This window comes from Corallococcus interemptor, assembly GCF_003668875.1.
Classification (GTDB): Bacteria; Myxococcota; Myxococcia; order Myxococcales; family Myxococcaceae; genus Corallococcus; species Corallococcus interemptor.
The window spans coordinates 1-20,695 of sequence record NZ_RAWM01000157.1; the positions used below are offsets into that span (position 1 = coordinate 1).

The 20,695-nt window shown below is 69.9% G+C and carries 18 protein-coding genes; 9 read left to right on the plus strand and 9 right to left on the minus strand.

All coding sequences use genetic code 11. The annotated features are described in order from the left end of the window. Window positions 1-1,556: ABC transporter permease (locus D7X96_RS34360; protein ID WP_147468468.1), on the plus strand; the 1,556-nt coding region annotated here is incomplete at its 5' end. Next, complete coding sequence (locus tag D7X96_RS34365; protein WP_167510913.1) at window positions 1,556-2,590, plus strand: ABC transporter ATP-binding protein; 1,035 nt, start codon at window positions 1,556-1,558, stop codon at window positions 2,588-2,590. The genes D7X96_RS34360 and D7X96_RS34365, both read left to right, overlap by 1 nt. Before the next feature lie 4 nt (window positions 2,591-2,594). Here D7X96_RS34365 and D7X96_RS34370 read toward each other — a convergent pair whose 3' ends face one another. Next, on the minus strand, window positions 2,595-3,206 hold the full coding sequence (locus D7X96_RS34370) for a pyridoxamine 5'-phosphate oxidase family protein (RefSeq protein WP_120552877.1): 612 nt from the start codon (window positions 3,204-3,206) through the stop codon (window positions 2,595-2,597). 118 nt (window positions 3,207-3,324) lie between these two features. Here D7X96_RS34370 and D7X96_RS34375 point away from each other — a divergent pair, with 118 nt between their 5' ends. From D7X96_RS34375 to D7X96_RS34385, 3 genes are read left to right on the plus strand one after another with little or no spacing between them, the layout of a single operon-like run. Beyond that, entirely contained in the window at window positions 3,325-3,786 is a 462-nt protein-coding gene (locus tag D7X96_RS34375) for a carboxymuconolactone decarboxylase family protein (protein ID WP_121724663.1), read from the plus strand. 34 nt (window positions 3,787-3,820) lie between these two features. After that, window positions 3,821-4,282 carry a carboxymuconolactone decarboxylase family protein gene (locus D7X96_RS34380; protein WP_121724658.1) on the plus strand — a complete coding sequence of 154 codons (462 nt, stop codon included), beginning with the start codon at window positions 3,821-3,823 and terminating at the stop codon, window positions 4,280-4,282. Then, on the plus strand, window positions 4,269-5,147 hold the full coding sequence (locus D7X96_RS34385; protein WP_121771652.1) for a sigma-70 family RNA polymerase sigma factor: 879 nt from the start codon (window positions 4,269-4,271) through the stop codon (window positions 5,145-5,147). Before D7X96_RS34380 ends, D7X96_RS34385 begins: the two co-directional genes overlap by 14 nt. A gap of 7 nt (window positions 5,148-5,154) precedes the next feature. On the opposite strand, the gene D7X96_RS34390 is transcribed toward D7X96_RS34385, so the two are convergent. Further along, window positions 5,155-6,048 carry a LysR family transcriptional regulator gene (locus tag D7X96_RS34390; protein ID WP_158616333.1) on the minus strand — a complete coding sequence of 298 codons (894 nt, stop codon included), beginning with the start codon at window positions 6,046-6,048 and terminating at the stop codon, window positions 5,155-5,157. Window positions 6,049-6,125: 77 nt separating this feature from the next. Between D7X96_RS34390 and D7X96_RS34395 the strand changes: the two genes are divergently transcribed. Next, complete coding sequence (locus D7X96_RS34395) at window positions 6,126-7,349, plus strand: MFS transporter (protein WP_121771653.1); 1,224 nt, start codon at window positions 6,126-6,128, stop codon at window positions 7,347-7,349. Between the two features lie 46 nt (window positions 7,350-7,395). Next, on the plus strand, window positions 7,396-8,319 hold the full coding sequence (locus tag D7X96_RS34400) for a class I SAM-dependent methyltransferase (RefSeq protein ID WP_121771654.1): 924 nt from the start codon (window positions 7,396-7,398) through the stop codon (window positions 8,317-8,319). A gap of 2 nt (window positions 8,320-8,321) precedes the next feature. Here the strand turns inward: D7X96_RS34400 and D7X96_RS34405 are convergent, their stop codons facing one another. From D7X96_RS34405 to D7X96_RS34435, 7 genes are all read right to left on the minus strand, one after another. Further along, complete coding sequence (locus D7X96_RS34405; protein ID WP_121771655.1) at window positions 8,322-8,780, minus strand: YdeI/OmpD-associated family protein; 459 nt, start codon at window positions 8,778-8,780, stop codon at window positions 8,322-8,324. Window positions 8,781-8,795: 15 nt separating this feature from the next. After that, the gene (locus D7X96_RS34410; RefSeq protein ID WP_121771656.1) at window positions 8,796-9,578 is read right to left on the minus strand and encodes a class I SAM-dependent methyltransferase; all 783 of its coding nucleotides are present in this window, start codon (window positions 9,576-9,578) and stop codon (window positions 8,796-8,798) included. Between the two features lie 206 nt (window positions 9,579-9,784). Beyond that, window positions 9,785-11,119, minus strand: a complete 1,335-nt coding sequence (locus D7X96_RS34415; protein ID WP_121771657.1) for a DnaA N-terminal domain-containing protein — start codon at window positions 11,117-11,119, stop codon at window positions 9,785-9,787. Between the two features lie 284 nt (window positions 11,120-11,403). Further along, the gene (locus D7X96_RS34420; protein WP_121771658.1) at window positions 11,404-11,988 is read right to left on the minus strand and encodes a DUF642 domain-containing protein; all 585 of its coding nucleotides are present in this window, start codon (window positions 11,986-11,988) and stop codon (window positions 11,404-11,406) included. Between the two features lie 131 nt (window positions 11,989-12,119). After that, window positions 12,120-14,339: a putative metal-binding motif-containing protein gene (locus D7X96_RS34425; protein ID WP_244219827.1), complete on the minus strand. Its 2,220-nt coding sequence runs from the start codon at window positions 14,337-14,339 to the stop codon at window positions 12,120-12,122. An 86-nt stretch (window positions 14,340-14,425) separates the two neighbouring features. Then, a complete protein-coding gene (locus D7X96_RS34430; protein ID WP_121771660.1) occupies window positions 14,426-16,618 on the minus strand; it encodes a putative metal-binding motif-containing protein in 2,193 nt (730 codons plus the stop codon). 80 nt (window positions 16,619-16,698) lie between these two features. After that, the gene (locus tag D7X96_RS34435; protein WP_120552919.1) at window positions 16,699-19,104 is read right to left on the minus strand and encodes an endonuclease MutS2; all 2,406 of its coding nucleotides are present in this window, start codon (window positions 19,102-19,104) and stop codon (window positions 16,699-16,701) included. 75 nt (window positions 19,105-19,179) lie between these two features. Between D7X96_RS34435 and D7X96_RS34440 the strand changes: the two genes are divergently transcribed. Beyond that, window positions 19,180-19,914, plus strand: a complete 735-nt coding sequence (locus D7X96_RS34440; RefSeq protein ID WP_120552920.1) for a tetratricopeptide repeat protein — start codon at window positions 19,180-19,182, stop codon at window positions 19,912-19,914. A 67-nt stretch (window positions 19,915-19,981) separates the two neighbouring features. Beyond that, window positions 19,982-20,695: adenylate/guanylate cyclase domain-containing protein (locus D7X96_RS34445; RefSeq protein ID WP_147468469.1), on the plus strand; the 714-nt coding region annotated here is incomplete at its 3' end.

Here is a 20,695-nt window from a genome sequence, read left to right on the forward strand (position 1 = left end):
CAGGGGGGCTGGGGCTGGTGCTTGCCTCGGAGTCCGGGGCTTTGGTGAACACGCTGGGCATCTCCCTGGGCGCGACGGCTTGGGCTTTGTTCCTGGGTGCTCCGCTGGCCTTCCTCCTGTTCCGCACGGACCTGCCTTTTCGTGGCGCGTTCACCGTGCTGTTCACGTTGCCCTCCGCCATCCCCGCGTTCATCTGGGGCATGGGGTGGCTGTCGCTCGCGAGCCCTCGCGCGGGCTACCTGAACCGCATGCTGGGCGCGGAGGTGTTCGACCTCTACGGCGCGGCGGGCATCGCGTTCGTGGAGGGACTGTCCGGCCTGCCGCTGGTGCTGCTCGCGGGGGCGGCGGCCCTGCGGCGCGTGGATCCGGCTTTGGAAGAGGCGGCCCGCATCTGTGGCGCCTCTCCGATCCGCGCCGTGCTGAACACCACCGTGCCACTGGTGCTGCCTGCTTTGTTGTCAGGCTCGGTGATGGTGTTCCTCATGGCCGCTTCGTCGTTTGGCGTGCCGTACCTGCTGGGCGTGTCGGCGTCTCCACCCACTCGCGTCCTCACCACCCGCATCTATGAATTGGTCCTGCTGGGCAGCGAGGAGGGATTGCCGCGGGCTTCGGTGCTCGCTTCGTTCCTCCTGTTGCTCACGCCCCTGGCCCTGGGCCTGACGTGGGTGCTGGGCCGGAGCGGGCGGGTTCGATTGAGCGCGGGCAAGGGCGTGTCTCCCCGTGTGCTCGCTCTGGGTTCCTGGCGGACGGCGGCGCTTGCCGGTGTGGGCCTGGTGGGCGGCGTCCTGGTCGTGCTTCCCCTGGCGGCCATCCTGCTCACGTCGCTGCAACGCAGCTTCGGCGCGGCGCTGACCTGGGACACGCTGACCCTGTCGCACTGGTCCGGTGTGCTTTGGGATGCTCGCACGCTGCGGGCCATGGGGCGCAGCGTGTTGCTTGCGTCGGGGGCGGGCTTGCTGGTGGTGGGGCTGGGCCTTTCCGCGGCGCTGCTTCGGCGGGCCTTCCGTCGCGGCGGCGCGGGCGTGGAGGCCATGGCGGTGTGGCCGTTCGCGGTGCCCGGCACGGTGCTGGCGCTCGCGCTGCTGGTGGCGTTCTCCCGGGACTGGCGGCTGGTGGTGCTGGACCGGTTCGCGTTCGTGCTGGCCCTGGCGCATACGCCTTGGCTGATGCTCGTGGGCTACGTGGGCAAGTACCTGGCCCTGGGTGAACGCAACAGCTCCGAGGCCCTGGCCCAGGTGGATCCGTCGCTCGCGGAGGCGGCTCGCGTTGGCGGCGCCGGACCCGTGCGCGCGTTCGTGGATGCGACGCTGCCGCTGCTCCGGCCCGCGCTCACGGTGGCCTTCGTGCTCGCGTTCCTTGCCTGCGCCACGGAGATCACCCTGTCCGTGCTGCTGGTGCCCGCGGGCTCCGAGGTCCTGGGCACGCTGCTGTTCGAGTTGCAGAGCTACGCGGACCCGGCTGCCGCGGCCGTGCTCGCTTGCGCGTTCGTGGCGCTGGTGGTCGTGGGACAGGCCGTGCTGGCGTGGGCTCGGCGTCGAGTGCCGGAGGTGCGGTGATGGCGGCCATCGTCCTGGAGGACCTGGTCAAGGCTTATGGCGGGACGCCCGTGGTGCGCGGCCTCAGCCTGCAGGTGGGGCAGGGCGAGCTGGTGTCCCTGCTGGGGCCCTCCGGATGCGGGAAGACCACGACGCTGCGGATGCTCGCGGGGCTGGAGCACCCGGACGCGGGCGTCATCCGGCTGGGAGACGAGGTCGTCGCCGGACCCGGCGTGCGCGTGCCTCCCGAGAAGCGCGGCCTGGGCATGGTGTTCCAGAGCTACGCCATCTGGCCGCATCGCAGTGTCGAGGCGAACGTCGCCTATCCCCTGGTGCTCCGGAAGGTGCCCGGACACGAGGTGGCCTCGCGCGTGCGCGAAGCCCTGCGCTGGGTGCGCCTGGAGCCATTCGCGACCCGGATGCCTCACGAGCTGTCCGGTGGACAGCTGCAGCGCGTGGCGCTCGCCCGGGCGCTGGTGGCGGGGCCCCGTGTGCTGCTCCTGGACGAACCCCTGTCGAACCTGGACGCGGCCCTGCGCGAGGAGCTGCGCGCGGAGATCGCCGCGCTGCGGGCCCGGCTGGGCACGACGCTGGTGTTCGTCACGCATGATCAGGGCGAAGCGCTCGCCCTGTCGGACCGCATCGCCGTGATGAACCGGGGCGTCATTGAACAGGTGGACACGCCCGAGCGCCTGTACCGGGAACCGGCGACGCCGTTCGTCGCGGGCTTCGTCGGCGGCGCGAACGTGCTGCGCGGGGAGACTCGCGCGGGCGCCTTCCACTGCGCGGGGACGGACACCGTGTTCGACCTGCCCCTGGCCGCGAAGCCTGGACCGGGGACGCTGGTGGTGCGTCCGGAGGACCTGGAGCTGGGGGAGACCGGGACGCCACTGGTGCTGTCCGCTCGCCTGTTCCTCGGGCACTCGGCGGAGTACCGCTTCCCGGTGGGGGATGCGTTCCTGCGCGTCATCGGGCCCGCGCTGGAAGGCGTGCGCGCGGGCCAGACGCTCCGCGTCCGCGTGCGCAAGGCCACCGTGTTCGACGCGGGCGCTTGAGGCTTCAGTACAGCGTCGCCTTCACCCGGCCGGGCAGCTCGCGGTCGTACTCGCCGGCGTTGAAGTCCTCCGGGCTCAGCGCTTCGAGGATGGAGCCAGGGCTTGGGAATTCCGCGCGGGGGATCTGCCGGGCCGGGTCCCAGAGCCCGGAGCGGACCAGCGCGCGGCTGCACTGGAAGTAGACCGTCTCCACGCTGATGCGCAGCACGGAGCGCGGCGCCTTCCCATCGAAGGTGAAGCGCTCGAGCGTGGACGGCTCGATGACGATGCTCGCCCGGCCGTTGACCCGCAGGGTCTCGTTCACGCCCGGGACGAAGAACAGCAGCGCGACGCGCGGATCCGCCAGGATGTTCCGCAGCGAGTCCATCCGGTTGTTGCCCCGGCGGTCGGGCAAGAGCAGCGTGTGCGCGTCCTCGATGACCACGAACCCGGCGGGGTCTCCGCGCGGCGAGGCATCCAGCCCCGCAGGGCCGGACGTGGCGAGGACCATGAACGGTGAACGTTCAATGAAGGGCCGGTACGCCGGGTGGAGGTGGTCCACCTCCTTCAGCACGGACGACTTCCCGGGGACCCCGTACAGGCGTTCGAGCGTCTCCACGTCGGTCACGATCTTCATCAGGTGCGCCTCCTGAAGGCCTTTTTTAGGCCTTTGAAATGCCCATGTCACACGGGGCACCGGCTGCCTCGTCCTGGGGATGGAAGGGCACTTCGCCCCCCAGAACGAGGACCTGCACATGAAGCCCCGGATGAATCCCTTCGCGGTCGCGCCGGACGCCCTCAGTCTCATGGTGGACTTCAGCAAGAAGGTGGAGGCCCTGGGACTGGAGCCGAGCCTCTGCGAGCTCGTCAAGATCCGCGCTTCTCAGGTCAATGGCTGCGCCTTCTGCATCCACCTGCACACCCGCGACGCCCGCGCCCAGGGGATGACCGAGGAGCGCATCTACCTGCTGGACGGCTGGCGTGAGTCGCCGCTGTACACCGACCGTGAGCGCGCGGCCCTGGGCTGGACCGAGGCCCTGACGCGCGTCTCCCAGACGCACGCTCCCGACGAGGACTACGCCGCGCTCAAGCCGCACTTCACCGAGGAGGAGATCGCGAAGCTGACCCTGGTGATCAACTGCATCAACATCGCGAACCGGATCATCCTCGGCTTCCGGGTCGTGCACCCGGTGACCCCTCGCGCTGAAGCCGCCTGACCCCCGAACCCCATTTCCAGACGAGGACCCCACCATGAAGACCCGACTGAATGCTTTCGCCGCCGCTCCCGAAGCCGTCAACCTGATGCTCGAGTTCAGCAAGAAGGTGGAGGCCCTGGGGCTGGAGCCCAGCCTCCGCGAGCTGATCAAGATCCGCGCGTCCCAGATCAACGGCTGCGCCTTCTGCATCCACATGCACACCCGCGACGCCCGTGCCCAGGGGATGACCGAGGAGCGCATCTACCTGCTGGACGGCTGGCGCGAGTCGCCGCTGTACACCGACCGTGAGCGCGCGGCCCTGGGCTGGACCGAGGCCCTGACGCTGGTCTCCGAGACGCACGCCCCGGATGAGGACTACGCTGCGCTCAAGCCGCACTTCACCGAAGAGGAGATCGTGAAGCTGACCCTCATGATTGGTGTCATCAACTCCTGGAACCGGTTCGCCATCGGCTTCCGGTCCATCCATCCGGTGACCGCTCGCAGTGAAGCCGCCTGATTCGAACCCCGCGGACGTCTTCGACCCGCTCCGCCCCCGGCTGCTCCGCATCGCGTACCGGATGCTGGGCATCGTCGCGGAGGCGGAGGACGTGGTGCAGGAGGCGTATCTCCGTTGGCACCAGACGGACCGCGACGCCGTGCGGGACGCAGAGGCCGTGCTCGTCCGCACCGTGACGCGCCTGTGCCTGGACGTCCTGAAGTCCGCCCGCGTACGCCGGGAGGAGTACGTGGGCACCTGGCTGCCAGAGCCCATCATCGAGACAGTGGAGGGTGACGACTTGACGCTGACCCTGATGATGGCCCTGGAGCGGCTGTCTCCGCTGGAGCGCGCCGCGTTCCTCCTGCACGACGTGTTCGGCATGGACTTCGAGCAGGTGGCGAAGGCCATCGACCGTGACCCCGCCGCGTGCCGCCAGCTGGCCAGCCGCGCGCGGGCCCACGTGCAGGAGGCCCGGCCCCGCTTCCCCGTGACGGAGGCCAAGGGGCATGAGATGGCCTCCGCGTTCCATGCCGCGTCGCGGAGCGGCGACACGCACGCGCTCCAGGCATTGCTGGCCCAGGACGTCATCCTGTACGCCGACGGCGGCGGCAAGGTGAAGGCGGTCCTCAATCCCATCTACGGCCGGGAGAAGCTGCTGCGCTTCTTCGAAGGGGTGTCGCGCATTCCGGCCGTGGGTTCGGCGCAGCTCGTGTACGAGGGCACCATCGACGGCCTGCCCGCGTACGTCACGATGGATGCGGATGGAATGCTGCAGACCACGGCGTTCGCCATCGAGGACGGCCGCATCGTCGCCCTCTACGTCACGCGCAACCCCGACAAGCTGAAGGGCATCCGGCGGGCGGTGGTGGGGGAGACGTCGTAGCCGGGCTTCAGCGCGCGGCGAAGGACTCGCGCGCGAAGTCGACGAAGCGGAGCAGGGCCGGGGTGCTTCCGGCCTTGCGCCACGCGATGACGGTGTTCGTCACCGGCGCGTCCTCCGGCAGGTCGATGAAGGCCACGCCGGAGTGGTGCTCCGTGTCGGGCGTGTGCGGCATGGGCGCGATGCCGAAGCCCGCGGAGACGAACCAGATCTTCGTCGCCACGTTCTGCGCGTACTGGCGCACGGCGGGCTCCACCCCCGCGTCGCGGAGCCGGTCGAAGAACCCCGCGTAGTAATCCGGTGGCGCGACGCCGGGCTCCACCAGGACGAGCGGTTCATCCCGCAGGTCCTTCCACGCCACGGCCTTGCGCTTCGCGAACGGATGCCGGGCCGGCACGGCCAGCCGGAAGGGCTCGCGGCGGATGAGGTGCGAGACGACGTCCGGCGGCATGCGCTCCCGGGGCCGCAGGATGCCCACGTCCAGCGTGCCCCGCTCCAGGGCCTCCAGCTGCCACGAGGACGGATGGTTGCTCAGCTCGATGTGGACGCCCGGCACCTTCTTCTGGAAGGCCCGGAGCATCGCCGCGAACCGGGGCGTCGCGAACGACGAGATGAGCCCCAGCACCAGCACGTCCTGTTCCCCCCGCGCCTGCCTCGCCGCGTGCTCCTGGAACCGCCGGGCCCGCTCCAGGAGTTGATGCGCCTCCGGCAGCAGTTCGCGCCCCAGCCGGGTGAGGCGCACCGCGCGGCCCTCGCGTTCGAAGAGCGCTCCGCCCAGCTCGGTCTCGAACTTGCGGATCTGCTGGCTGAGCGGCGGCTGGGCGATGTGCAGCCGCTTCGCGGCGCGCGTGAAGCTGAGCTCCTCCGCGACCGCGACGAAGTACCGCAGGTGGCGCAGCTCCATGGTCCATACGCTCCAGGTCTGGACTCCAGACCCAGGATATATTGGAAGTATGGGTGGGGGAGCGCTAGGCATCCCGCATGGAGACCTCCTCCGCCGCGCTCCCCGCCACCGTGCCCCAGGCCGCGCCCATGGACCGCCGGCTCTTGTGGACGATGACGACGGCGACCGTGCTCGCGGTGGGCAACGTCTATTACAGCCAGCCGCTGCTGGGCGTCATCGCTCGGACCTTCGGGCTGTCCGCCTCCGCCGTGGGCTCCGTGCCCATGTCTTCGCAGCTGGGGTACGTGGCGGGCCTGGTGCTCCTCACGCCGCTGGGCGACGTGCTGGAGAAGCGCGGCCTGCTGGTGACGATGCTGGGGCTCGCGGCGGTGGCGCTCTTCGCGGCGGGCCTGGCGCCGACGTTCCCCCTGTTCCTGGCGGCCTGCGTGGCCATTGGCCTGACCTCCGTGCTGGTGCAGATCCTCATCCCGTTCGTCGCGGCGCTCAGCTCGCCCGAGGAGCGCGGGCGGAACCTGGGCGTCGTGCTCAGCGCCGCGCTGGTGGGCGTGCTCGTGTCGCGCGCGCTCAGCGGCTTCGTGGCCACGCACCTGGGCTGGCGCGGGATGTACTTCGCGGCCGGCGCGACCATGGTGGGGCTGGCGATGACGCTGCGGCTGGGGCTGCCCCGCTACGAGTCCTCCACGCGGCTGACGTATCCACGCCTCCTGCAGTCGCTGTGGGTGCTGCTGCGGGACGTGCCGGGGCTCCGGGCCATCGCGCTCACGGGCGCCCTGATGTACGCCGCGCTCTCCGCGTTCTGGGCGTCGCTGGCGTTCTTCCTCGGCAGTGACGCGTACCACCAGGGGCCGGGGACGGCGGGCATGTTCGGGCTCATCGGGACGGTGGGGGCGCTGGCCGCGAACGTCACGGGGCGGCACGCGCAGCGCATTGGCGCGCGGAGGATCGTCCGGGCGTGCATCGTCACCATGCTGGCGGCGTTCGGTGTGTTCGCGCTCTTCGGCACGGTGTGGGCCGGGCTCATCGCGGGCGTGGTGCTGCTGGACCTGGGCGCGCAGGCCGCCACGGTGTCCAACCAGACGGAGCTGTACCGCCTGCATCCCACGGCGCAGACGCGCCTCAACACGCTCTACAAGATGTTCTACTTCGTGGGCGGGGCCTGCGGCTCCGCGCTGTCCGCCATCGCGTGGGACCACGCGGGCTGGCGGGGCGTGTGCGCGGTGGGCGGTGGGTTCCTGGTCATCGCGTTCGTGTGGGAGCAGCTCCAGGCGCGGCGGGCCGCGGCGGCGCCCGCCGTCACTTGACGAAGGCCTGGAGTCCCCCTGAGCCATGCAGGGTAGGGTGCGGCGCATGTCGCCGCACCCCCGCCGCTTCGTCGCCGAGCCGTTGATCCTCGTGATGCGCCACCTGGAGGCGCTGTTGCCGTCCGGTCCGGTGTCCATCGAAGTCCCGGATCCGGATCTGGGACACGGGCGCTATCCCGGCGAGCGCGTGGAGGGAGGGTTGGTGCACCGGCCGCTGCGGAGCTGGTGCGACCTGGCGGAGGGGCTGTCCTGCCGTCTGCGCACGCCGCGCGGAGTGGACGCGACGCACGTGCGGCTCACGTTCGAGCCGCTGGGTTCGGAGGCGTCGTGGCACGCGAGCGGTGGGGCGCGCACGGAGGCGCCGCAGGAGCGCTACGGCGCCTCGTCCGACTTCGCGCGCATCCGGAAGTTCGAGGACGCGGGCTTCCTGGTGCCGTGGCTGGAGGCGGTAGGAAGGCTGGCGCTGCCCGCGGGCGCGAGGCTCCTGGACCTGGGCGTCAACCGGGGCGATGAGCTGGCCGCCTTCGCGGAAGTGGAGGGAGTCCGCTTCGTCGGCGTGGACCACAGCGCGAGCGCGCTGGCGGAGGCCCGCGCGGCGTTCCCGGATCCGCGCCATGCGTTCGTGCAGGCGGACCTGAACGCGCTGCCGAAGGACCTGGGCCGCTTCGACGCGGTGGTGTCGGTGGGCACGCTGCAGAGTCCGGGGGTGGATGACCGGGCGCTCCTGCGCCAGCTGGTGCAGGAGCACCTGGAGCCCAGGGCCGCGCTGCTCCTGGGCTTCCCCAACTCACGCTTCCGTGACGGAGAGGTCGTGTACGGCGCGCGCGTGCGCAACCTGAGCGAGCCGGACCTGTCGCTTCTGGTGAAGGACCTGTCGTTCTATCGCCGCTACTTGCACCAGCACGGCTTCCGCACGTTCCTGGGCGGTAAGTACGACCTGTTGCTCACCGCTGTTCGCGCGCCAGGTTGAGTCTACTTCGCCACCCTGGCGCGCAGCTTCTCCAGCGTCTGCGCGAGGCGGCGGGCTCGGGTTTCCTCCTTCTTCGCCTCGGTGAGCGCCTTCACGAACTCCTTGCGGTGCGTGAAGGCGAGCTTCGCGAAGACGTCCGCTAGCGCGGGCTCCGCGTCCAGCGCTCGCTGGAGGTCCTCCGGCACTTCAATCTCCCGAGGTGCCGTGTCCCGCTCCAGCGTGATGCTCAGCATCGCGCCGTCCTTGATGCCCGCGGCCTCGCGCACCTCCTTGGTGAAGCCCAGGTAGGTGAGGCCGCCGTACACCATCAAGCGGCTCCGGAAGGGCTGACCGTTGACGGTGCCCACCACGGGAGGCCGTGCTTCGCCGTACTCCTCGCGGCTGTCGAACGGACAGCGCACGAACCGGCCTCCCACGTCGTTGGCGACCTCGAGCTTCGCCTTGAACTTGCGCGCGGCCATGAGCGGGTCCCCGGCCTACGGCTTGACGAACTTGAGCGCGAACCGGTCGCTCGTGCCCCGGCGCTCGCCCGCGGCTCCCGGGCTGGAGTTCCAGTCGCGCGTGTCCTCCGGGTTGCGCCAGGTGTTGCTCTCCTCCTGGAGCTTGAAGCCCGCGGCCTGCACCTCGTCACGCACCAGCTGCTCGTCGATGCGGTGCAGCGTCTGGCCCTCGGTGATGCCCGTGCCCGGCTTCGCGCTGGAGTCGAGGATGACGTACACGCCGCCCGGCTTGAGCGCCTGGAACACGGCGGCGTTCATCTTCGCCCGGTCCACGCCCAGCCATCCCGCGTCGTGGTAGATGATGTGGCTGACCACCGCGTCCAGCGTGCCGTTCAGCTCGGGCGGGAAGGGCGCGTCCAGCTCGCGGTCCAGGCGCTCCACGTTCTGGTTCACCGGCCGCGCCAGCCGCTCCTGCCACGGCTTCTCCGCGAACCTCTCCAGGACGATGCTGGGGTTCTCCCCGTACACCTTGCCCGTGGGGCCCACCGCGCGCGCCAGCAGCTCCGTGGTGTAGCCGCCGCCCGCCATCAGCTCCCCGACGTGCATGCCGGGCTTCACGCCCACGAAGTCCAGCAGGGCCGCGGGATGACGGCCCGCATCCAGCTTTCGGTCCGCCTCCGCGCGGTCCGGCGCGTCCACCAGCGCCTGCGACGACACGGCCGCCGGCCGCGCCTGGGTGGAGGACGCCGGAGTCGTGGGCGTCGAGTGGGAACAGCCAGCGAGGACCAGGAACGATGCCGCCATCAGTGCATTGCGCATGGGCCATCCATATCGCCCGCGCCCATGCCTGCCTTCCGAAAAAGGCGGACGCCCGGAGGGTGTCCAGGCGCCCGCCTGCGCTCAGAGGACGGCGTGCATCACGGTCCGGTCACCTTGATGTTGTCGATGGCCACGCCGCAGACCTTCATGGATGTGATTCCCGGTGGGCGTGCGAATGACTTCACGAACGATGCGGGGGCTGGCTTTCAGGCAACCTCGTGAGCGGCCCGGGCCCAGCGCACGCCTTCCAACCCCAGGCTCCGCACCTCGGCCTCCATGAGCGCGCCGTACTGTTCATCGACCCACTGTCGGAAGTAGGTGTCCGGCGCCGCGAGCACCAGGCGCCCGTCCTCGACTCCCACCGCGCGGGCCTTGCCCAGCCACGACAACGCGTACCGCTTGCCCTGGGCGCGCAGGCCCTCAAGACAGTCACTCCAGACGCGAGCCGCTTCCGTGGACGGGGCTTCGTCCGTGACGGGTCCACCGGACAGGTCTGCGCCTTCCTCCGCGCCGTCCTCCAGGGGCGGGACGTAGCGCGTCCACACGCGGGGCGAGCAGAACGCGAGCACGGTGCCCGCGGGCTGCCGGGTCCGGCCCCAGTCGGACTGGAGGTAACCCTGGCAGGCCGCCTGGAGCCGGGCCTCGTCACCGTCCACGCCGCGCAGCGCCTGGGCGTACCAGTCCGCCCAGCCGGCGGGTGGCTTCTCCCGGGGAACCCCCCGGAAGGCCCTGACCCGGGCGTCCTGGAAGGCGTCGAAGAACGCCGCCGCGCGGGCGGCCATGGCGGGCGCGGGGAGGGGACGTCCGGCGTCCGGGGACGGCGCGGGGGCGTCCTCGCGAGGCGGTGCGGCCGGGACCAGGTGCGTGCCGGGGAGGGAGAGCTGCACGGGGTCCTGCTCCGCGTCCGGGGGCGTGTCCTCGGTGGGCACGGGCGGCACGGGGATCAGGTGGGCGGGGAGGGCGGTGACGAGCTCCTGGCCGATTTCCAGTTCACCCAGGCCGGCAGCAGCAGATGAAGATCTCTTGTTCTCCTTCTCCCTTCTGTTTCTGGGGGAGGACGTCCCGGACGTGTCCCGAGGACGTCCGGCGGACACAGCGAGGCCCTTGGAGGCGGCCCGCTCCCGCCGTTTGCGCTCGGCCTCCTTCTTCCGCTTGTCGAGCACTCCGACATAGCGATCACAGAGCGTGAGGCGCACGCCGTCGTCTTCACGGATCAGGATCCGGGCGCGGAGGAGGGCGGACCAGAAGGCGCCGGGGGTGCCCGTCCAGCGGACGGCGGACTCCAGCGCTTCAATCCACACGGCTTCGTCCGCGGACGCGTCCCACGCTTGTCCGCCGGACATGTCCGCGGACGGTCCGAAGGACACAAAGCGCCCTTCGGGCAGGGCCTGCACGGCCCAGATTTGAAGCTCCACCATGGCGCCCAGGAACGCGCGCCGGTCCATGCCCAGCACGCGAGCGGCGCCAATCACCGCGAGGCTCATGGGGAAGCCCACGTCCACCTGCACCCAGTCCAGACCCGCCACGTCCACGCCTCCCATCCCGGACGCACCTGCGTGTCCGGTCCCGTGTGCCCTGGTGCCCGTTACGGGCGTCCGTCCCTGCCCGCTGTCGTGGGTCGTCCCCCGGTCCGCTGATCCGGCGTTGATCGCATGGACCCGGCCGGAAGCCGGGCGCCACACGAGCGCAGGAGGTGGGATGGGGGAGGGGGATGATCCACGGCTCCGCGATCTGTGTCGTGGATCCCTGGCCGTCTACCCCCTGGGTTCTCCAGCGGACGTCCGATCTCTGGACGCTACAAGGCGCTACAGGCGGACGGGGTGGATCAGGGCCCGTTCACCAGGAGGTTGTCGATGGCGAGGCCGCAGCCGACGCCGCCGGAGGTGCTGGTGAGCTGGATGCGGGAGGTGGTGCTGGTGGCGTTGAACACGTAGGAGCGCGCGCTCCAGGACGCGGACGTGTTGGAGAAGCTGGCGCTGGACGGGCCGTAGTTGATGGTGGCGGACCGGGACACGGTGGCGCAGGCGGGGCTGTTGGACACGTAGAAGGACACCGTGTAGCCGGCGCCCACGACGGTGGGCACGTCCTGGTACAGCGAGCCCGCGCCCAGGCCATTGAGGTCAATGGACTGCACCCCGTTCTGCGGCGTCTTGTACGTGTTCTTCATCACCTTGATGCCGGAGGTGATGGTCCAGCCTGGAAGCGCGGTGCTGCCGGCGTTGAGGACCACGTAGTTGAAGTTGCCGATGGCGTTGTTCTCGAAGCTGCCGTTGGAGGCGACGTTGAGCCCCTGCTCGACGTTGCCGAGCTCGGGCTCCTGGATCACGGCATCCGGGCCGCCACAGGCCGTCAGCGCGAAGAAGCCAAAGCCCACCACCGCGCTGCAACGCAGCAATTGCTTGCCATTCATATGAGGTGATTCCCCCTGAGATGTGTTTCGACCGGGTGTATTGCCCGGGTGAAACACACTGTGTCGGTTTTCACATTCAGTGTGTCAGGCTTCACTGATTGGGTTGCCAGGCTGGTTGCTGGGCAGGCGGGTTAAAGGGCTGTGCAGCCTCCCGTGGGTGGGGGGCTGATCACGGCTGTGGTACTCAGCGAGCAGGACTGGACGCTGCGCAGGTAGATGGAACCCGAGGCGCCGCCACCACCGCCGCCACCACCGCTTGCCCCCAAGAGCGTTGCTCCAAAATTGCCCGCGTAGGGACTGCTCGAGGCGCCGCCAGCGCCGCCATCACCACCAACAACGCTGCTTCCAGCGCCGCCACTGGCGCCGCCTCCACTGAACTCACTGCCGCTTGAACCATCCGCTCCGTTGTTCGCAGTGCCGTTACCTGCACCACCCCCCTGGCCACCCCCGCCGCCATTGGCGGTGATCCGAGCCGCGGACGTCAGGGTCACCTGGAAGGCTTCCAGCACCACTCGGCCGCCACTCCCGCCGCCGCCGCCTCCCGCTGCTGCTGGGCCTGAGGGGTTCGCCTTGCCGCCCAAGCCACCGCCGCCACTCACAGAGAGGCCCTTCCCGAGGGTGAGCGTCCTGGCCACAGAGATTTGGAGGGCGCCGCCGCCAGCTCCTCCGAGCCCGCCAGCCGCGTTGCCTGTGCCCCCGCCATTGCCTCCCGGGCACCCACCGATGAGCGGCGTTAAGGCCGATGCCTGCTGGAGGCCTGCGTCACCTCGCGTGGCGGTGGTGTTGTAGCCCCTGCCGCCATTGCCTCCAGGCGTCGTTCCGCCCGCACCACCTCCGCCGCCACCCTGGCCTCCGCTGTACGTCCCGGCCCTGCCCTGCGACGCGGCGCACCCCTGATTGCCGCCAGTCCCGGGAACCGGTGCGCCATTCACGATGCGCCCGCTGGCCAGGATGTCATGGCTCAACGTCGCGTCCCCGTACACGGCGAGGATGAGGGGGCGGCTTCCCACGATGCGCAGCTCTCCGCCGAGGGCCAGGGTCCGTACGGGGATGAGCAGGATGTCCGGAGCGCCTCCCGTTTGGGACACGGTTTTGATGGCGAACGCGCTGGTTTCCGGGCCGGCACTGTCCGGCGTCCAGGTCCTCGCATCCGTGTCGAACACCACCGCCCCGGTGGTCCTCAGCTCACCAATCTCTCCGCCAGGAATGCTGTTCGGATTGAAGTTGGCGGGCGTGTAGGGGAACGCGACGCACTGGCCATCCGCGCGGCACACGCGAGGCGAGCCCGAAGCATCATCACTGCAGGGCAGATTGAGCCGCGTCGGGTCCGGCGCGTACATGCAGGAACTATTGCGCGTGCAGCCCGCGACGCTGTTGCACTCCCTGGGAGGGCAGGGCGTGTCCTTGCCGATACACGTTCCATTGCCATCACAGAACCCCGGGTCATGGCAGACGTTGCCGTCCTCGCAGGACGTCGTGACCGGCTTGGGGGCGTACTCACAGTTGCCGTTGGCTGGGTTGCAGCTTCCCGTAGTCTCCTGGCACTGGGGATTCGACGGGAGGCTGCATGTCTTCACGTCGCCCACGCACTGTTTGTCAGCTGTGCACCGTCCATTGGTCATGCACGGGTTTCCAGGGTCGCAGGATGCGCCCACGGCCACGGCCCCTTCGACGCACTGACCCGTGGACGCCTCGCACGTCACGGTCGCCTGGCACTGGCCCGTCGGCTGCGTGCACTTCGGCTCTCCGCCCCCGCACTGCGCCGCATCGCCGATGCCGACGCATTTCTTCCCCACGGTGCACAGATCGCTGGCGTCCGTGCACGTCTTGTCCGCGCAGTCCGAATCCGCGCACGCCTTCTTTCCATCACAGTCGAAGTCGACCGCCGTGTCGCACTTCTCCGGGGCTCCCGGGTAGACGTCGGCTCGGGAGTCATCGCAGTCGGGCAACTCCACGCCTGGGCCGCTCGCGACGAAGCCATCGCCATCGTCATCGCGGAACACTGCCTGGAGCGTGACGGTCCAGTCGATGGACTTTCCAGAAGGAGCATCCAACGCGCGGTCCTCGTGAGTTTCCACGACCGAACCGGAGCATTGATTGCCACTGACGGCCGCGAATGAAGTCACCTTCACGTTCAGTTGGTCGCCCCATGCCAGCTTGCGGACCATGGCGACCTGGACCTTCTTCGCGTCAGGGTCCTTGAACTGACTGGAGGGAAGGTCGGTTCCCACCTGACTGCTTCCGTCGCCCACCTCCACGCGCAGGCACTGGGGCCGGTAGGAGGGGAACTCCACCGTGAGGCGAAGCACGCCCTCAGCGGGGTCCTTCATCCGGCAGGCGGAGAGCAGCACCACGCAGACCAATAGACAAGTCAGACGCATGGTGCCGCACTGTAACCGTCAGACCTCCATTGCTGGAATTCCAGGAGGCAATCAGCTCAGGGGGTGACACAGCCGTTCGTGGACGCGGGGCTGATCACGGCCCCGACGGCGACGGTGCAATTCCTGACGCTGCGCAGATGGATGTAACCCCGGCTGCCGCCGCCTCCTCCGCCACCTCCGTCAACGCCTAGCGCGGTATCTCCGTCGCCACCCTTGATCGGGGTCGCGGCGGAGCCAGAGCCACCGGCGCCTCCATTGCCTCCCGTGGTGTTTCCGGTGTTACCCCCGCTCGCTGGTCCGTCGCCGTCCTCGGATCCGTTGCCGCCTGCCGATCCGGCCCAGTTCACGGCATTCGCGGCCTTGCCTCCACCGCCACCGTTGGCCGTCACTCGCGCCGCGGCGGTCAGCTCCACCTGGAACGCTTCCAGCACCACCCGTCCACCGCTACCACCACCACCGCCGCCCGCGCTGTTCGCACTGCCGCCCGCGCCGCCATGCCCGCTCGCGGAGATGTTCTTCGAGATGTTCAACGTACGCGCGACGGAGAGCTGGATGGCACCGCCACCAGCGCCCCCCTTGCCTCCGTCCGACGCACCCGAGGCTCCGCCATTTCCACCCACGCAGCCTCCCAGGAGCGGTACGGGCGACTCGGGCCGGACGACGCCCCCGCCCCCTGTTACCTGGCTGTGGTTGTAGCCCTTTCCACCGCTTGCACCGGCGGTCGCATTGCCCGCGCCGCCACCGCCGCCGCCTGTCCCATTGGCAAACGCTCCTGCGGCTCCGTTGGATGCGCCACAGGACGTATTGCCATTCACGATGCTTCCCGAGGCCAGGATGGACTGGCTCACGTTCGCGGCGCCATAAACAGCCAGGATGACGGGGTTGGGACCGATGATGGTGATGCTTCCATTCAACTCCAGGAGCCTCACGGGGATGAGCACTGCCTGCGGGTTTCCGGCGCCCTGGTCCAGCATCACGAACTTGATCGTGTCCCGGGTCGGGACCTGGCCCTGCGGAGACCAGGTCCGGCTGGTGGTATCGAACGTCACGTTCGCATTGACCCTGAGCTCACCAATGTCCGCGGCCGCGATGGTGTTCGGATCAAAGTTGGAAGGCCGGTAGGGGAACGGGGTGCAACTGGCGTCCGCCATGCACACGCCAGGAACATTGCCTGATGTGGTGCACGCGGCATTGAGGTCCACTTCGTACTCACATTCGGTGCTTGCCGTGCACTGTTGCTTCACGCGGTGGCATGGGGGCGGAGAGCAGATCCCAGGCGTGCCCACGCAGTTCCCCGCTCCATCACAGTGGTCCGCCGTGGTGCACGTCAGCGGGTCCTTACAGGACGTGGTCGTCGGGAGTGGGGGGAAGACACAGGTGCCATTGGCCGGGTTGCACGTCCCCGAGCTTGCCTTGCACTGCTCGGTGGTCGAACACGTGCGCTCGGTGCCCGCGCACCTCCCGTCGGCCCCACACGTGTCGGCGTCCGTGCAGAGGTTGCCGTCGTCACACGTCTTGCCAACCGTGGACTCCGTGGCCTCGCAGCGCCCCGAAGAGGGATTACAGGCCTGGGGCGCGTCGCAGACGCCCGTGGGCTGTGTGCACGTCGTCGTCTGCGTGGGCTCGCACTTCGCCTCCAGTCCCGAGCCCTGGCAGCGGTCCCCTGTCGTGCAGGCATTGCCGTCGTCGCACGGATTGCCAAAGCACCCCGCCTCCTGGCAGCCCGTTCGCTGGTTGCAATTGAGATCCTGGGTGGAGCCACAGGTCTCCGCGGCGCCCGGGTGCATGTCCGGGTTCGAGTCATCGCAGTCCGCGGGTTCGTCCCACGTGGCGCCCGCGAGGTAACCGTCCCCGTCGCTGTCCTCCGCGGAGAGCAGGAGGTCCGAACGGGCAAACGCCTTCGCGGGGACGACCACAGGCTCCTTGCTGGAGCGCGTCTCCACCACCTTCCCTGAGCACCGGTCGCCCGCGGCCTCCGTGTACGACGACACCGTGAGGCCCAGCGCCGTGTCCCAGTCCGCCTTCCGGCGCACCGCGACCAGGACCTCTTGCTTGTCCGGGTTCTTGAAGGCGCTGGCCGGGATGTCCGTGGCCTCCTGGTGCCCCTTCGAGTCCTTCGCCTCCACGCGCAAGCACGCGGGCTTGAAGGTGCCGTACTTCACGGACACACGGATGGCGCCTTCGTCGGGAGCCTTCTCCCCACAGGCGGCCAGGAACATCACGCATCCCAACAGGCAGAGCCGATACATGGCGCCGCACTGTAGCCAACACCTCCCGGGACAGGGGAGCGGGGCAGGGAAGACCCCGACTCCCCGTCAACCGGGGACCTTCAGCCTCGCAGGGACACCACCGTGACGCCGTCCCCGCCCTCGTGGCTCTCACCCGGGCGGAACATGCGGATGTAGGGCGACGCGGCCAGGTGGTCCCGGATGGCCTGTTTCAGGGCGCCGGTGCCGTGCCCGTGGATGATGAGCGCGGCCTCCTCACCCTTGCGCATGCCCTGGTCCAGGAACGTCTCCAGCTCCGCCAGCGCGTCGTCGGCGCGCATGCCGCGCACGTCGCAGCGGAAGTTCGTGGCCTCCACCTGGGACGGCGCCGCGGAGGCCGCGCGCTTCAGGGCCGCTTCGCCCTTCTTCTGGTCCGGGAACTTCGCCTGCTGCGGCTTCTTGCCCCGCGAACCGGACAGCTCCGTCGTGGGCACGCGCATCTTCAGCGCGCCACCCGCGGACACGACCGCCTGGCCGTCCGTCAGCTCCAGGATCTCCACGTCCCGGCCCAGGCCGGAGTGGTGCACCCACGCGCCCACCTTCAGGTTCGCGGGCCCCGGGGCCTCCACCTGGAACAGCTCCGCCTTGGCCGCCGCCGCGCGCTTCGCCGCCTCGTCCGCGCGCTGCTGCAGCTGCGCCCGCGCCTCGGAGAGCGCCTTCTCGTTCTGCTCCGCGCGCAGCTTCGTCAGGAGGTCGCGGACCTCCTGGGCGGCGTGCTCGCTGGCCGCGTGCACGTCCTCGTTGAACTGCATCATGCGGCCCTTGCGCTCGCGCTCGAAGGCGACCTTCTGCTTCTCCAGGTCCGCGCGGAGGGCCTCCGCCTCCTTCGCCGCGATGCGCGCCTTCTCCAGCTCCTCGGTGAGCTTGCGCCGCTCGTCCTCCGCCGCCGCCAGCGCCTTGGTGAGCGGGCCGCCCGCGTTGAGCGACAGCTCCCGGGCGCGCTCGCACACGGAGGCCGGCAGGCCCACCCGCGCCGCCACGTCGATGGCGGACGACTGGCCTGACGCGCCCATCTGCAGCCGGAACGTGGGCGCCATGCGCTTGGCGTCGAAGCCCACGCGCGCGTTGAGGAAGCGCGGATCCATGTGCGCCAGCGCCTTGAGCTCCTCCAGGTGCGTCGTCACCAGGACGTACGCCCCCTTGCCCAGCAGCTCCTCCAGCACGGCGATGGCGATGGCCGCGCCCTCGCGAGGATCCGTGTCGGAGGCGATCTCGTCGATGAGCACCAGCGAGTTCTCCGCCACCGCGGCGAGGATGTCGCGCAGCAGGGTGACGTGGCCGCTGAACGACGACAGGCCCTGCGACAGGTCCTGCGTGTCACCCACGGTGGAGTGCACGGAGCGGTACAGCGGCATCCGCGACCCCTCGCCCACCGGGATGGGCAGGCCCGCGCGCAGCATCAGCGCGCACAGCCCCACGCCCGTCAGCGTCACCGTCTTGCCGCCCGCGTTGGGGCCGGACACCACCAGCGCCCGGGCCTCCTCGGTGAGCGTCACGTCGTTGGACACCACCTCCGTGCCCTTGAGCACCAGGCGCGGGTGGCGCAGCGAGCGCAGCTGCAATTCCTTCACGTCCACGAAGGTGGGCGTCGTGGCGTCCAGGTCCGAGGACAGGACGGCGATGGCCTCCACCTCGTCCAGCTCCGCCACCGCCTCCAGCCCTTCCAGGATGCGCGTGGACTCGCGGCCGACGAGCTTGCTCAGCTCCTGGAGGACCTTCAGCTCCTCCTCCGCGACCTCCGACTGCGCGATGGCCAGGTCGTTGCCCAGGCCCACCATCACCTGGGGCTCCATGAAGAGCGTCTGCCCCGTCTGGCTGGCGTTGTGGACGATGCCGTCCACCTCCGCGCGGTAGTTGGACACCACCGGCACCACGTACCGCCCGTTGCGCAGCGTGTAGTAGTTCTCACGCAGCTTGGACGTGAACGTCAGGTCGTGGAGCATCTCGTCCAGGCGCGTCTTGATGCGCCGGTGCAGGCCGCGGGCGCGGTCGCGCGCCTCCTTCAGCTCCGGACTGGCGCGGTCGGAGAGGGTTCCGTCCGGTTCGAAACACTGATCCAACCGGCGCGCCATGGCCTCCAGGAAGGGCAGGCGCTTGGAGATCTCCACCAGGCGGGGGATGCGCTCCTTGCGCTCGTCCAGCGCCTCGCGCGTGCGGGCGAAGGCGAAGAGCAGCTGGGCCGCGTCGATGAGCTGCCGGGGCTCCAGCACGCCGCCCTTCTCCGCGTGGCCCACGGCGGCGCGCAGGTCCGTCGCGCCGCCCAAGGGCATGGAGAACTGCTGCTGGGAAAGGAAGCGGGCCTCGTCGACGAGCGCCAGCGCTTCGGTGACTTCCGCCTCGGTGTCCAGGAATGGACGGGAGAGCACCCGCTCCCTTCCTGGCTCGGTGCGGCAGCGCTGCGTGAGCGCGCGGAGCACTTCCGAGAAACCAAGGTCTTCCAGCGTCCGTTGGGAAATCTGCACGGTCATGGGTTTCATGCGAGGCCGGGTGCCCGTCAAGGGGAAGTATTGAGGTAGCCCACCGGGACCTGCTATCTGCCAACCATGATGTGGGTTCTCGTGGCGGCGCTGCTTGCGGGCGCGTCCGACGCACCGGCCTCTCCGGTCCTGACGGCGCAAGCGACCCCGGCCTCCAATCCGCTGGCGGATGCGCTGGCGTTGGAGGCCTCGGGCAACGACGCGGGAGCCCTCGTCGCCCTGGAGCGGTTGATTACCAACCAGCCCCGCTGGGAATTGCCCCGGCTGGAGGCCGCGCGGCTGCTCCTCAAGGGGGGCAGCGCCCCGGAGCTGGAGCGCGCTGCCACCCACCTGGACGCCGCCCTGCGCGAGGCCCCGGACAACCCCCGCGTGTACTTCCTCCAGGGGCAGCTCCAGGAGGAGCAGGGCGCCACCTTCGACGCCATCCGTGCCTACGAGCGCGCCGTCACCCTGCGCCCGTCCTACGACGACGCGCGCTTCCGGCTGGCGGGCCTCTGGGCCCAGGCGGGGGACTGGCTCAAGGCGGAGCTGCACTACCGCCCCCTGTCCAAGTCCCGGCCCGCGTGGGTGCAGGTGCGCATGCAGCTGGCGGCGGTGCTGGAGAAGCAGGGCCGCACGCAGGACGCGGAGCGGGAGTTCCTGGCCGCGCGTGACGCCCAGCCGGACAACCCCGGCGTCCTGCGGACCCTGGCGGCGTTCTACGAGCGGACGGACAGGCCCCAGCTCGCCGCGAAGGTGAGGGCGCAGCTGACGGCGCCAGCGAAGCGAAACATGCGGGCCCTCAAACCTTCGAAGCGCTGACAGCGAGCAACAGTGCGCGGTCCGTGGCGATTGCTCTTCGCGACGCGCTGCATACACTGCGCCCGCTTTGAAGACCGCCAACCTCGCCATCGTCTTCACCGACATCAAGGGCTTCACCGAACGCACCAGTCGGCAGACGCTGGAGGAGAATCAGCGGCTGCTGCAGGTGCATGAGGCGTTGCTCGCGCCGCTGTTCAAGGCGTTCGGTGGACGCATCATCAAGTCCATTGGCGACGCGTTCCTGGTCACCTTCGAGTCCCCCACGCAGGCCGTCCTGAGCGGCATCGCCATCCAGGACCGGCTCTGGCACCACAACCGGGAGCTGCTGGAGGATGATCAGATCCACGTCCGCGTCGCCGTGAACGTGGGCGAGGTCCGGGTCGAAGCCAACGACATCTTCGGCGAGCCGGTGAACATCGCGGCGCGCGTGGAGGGCATCGCGGAAGCGGACGAGGTCTTCTTCACGGAGGCCGTGTACCTGGCCATGAACAAGGCGGAGGTGCCGTCGCAGGAGGTGGGCGCCTTCGAGCTCAAGGGCATCCCCGGGAAGATCCGCGTCTTCCGTGTGCCGCGCGCGCCCTACCGGGTGCTGGCGCCGACGCCGGACGCGGTGCTGCCCTCGCCGGAGGAGGCGGCCGCGCTGCCGCCCTACGGCAACCTGGCCCTGGCGCGTGTGACGGACTCCAGCATGGACCTGGGCGCCCTGGGCCAGCGCGCGGCGGAGGGCGCGGCGGCGGTGGGCCAGCGCGCGGCCGCGAGCGCGGTGGCGGTGGGGCAGCGC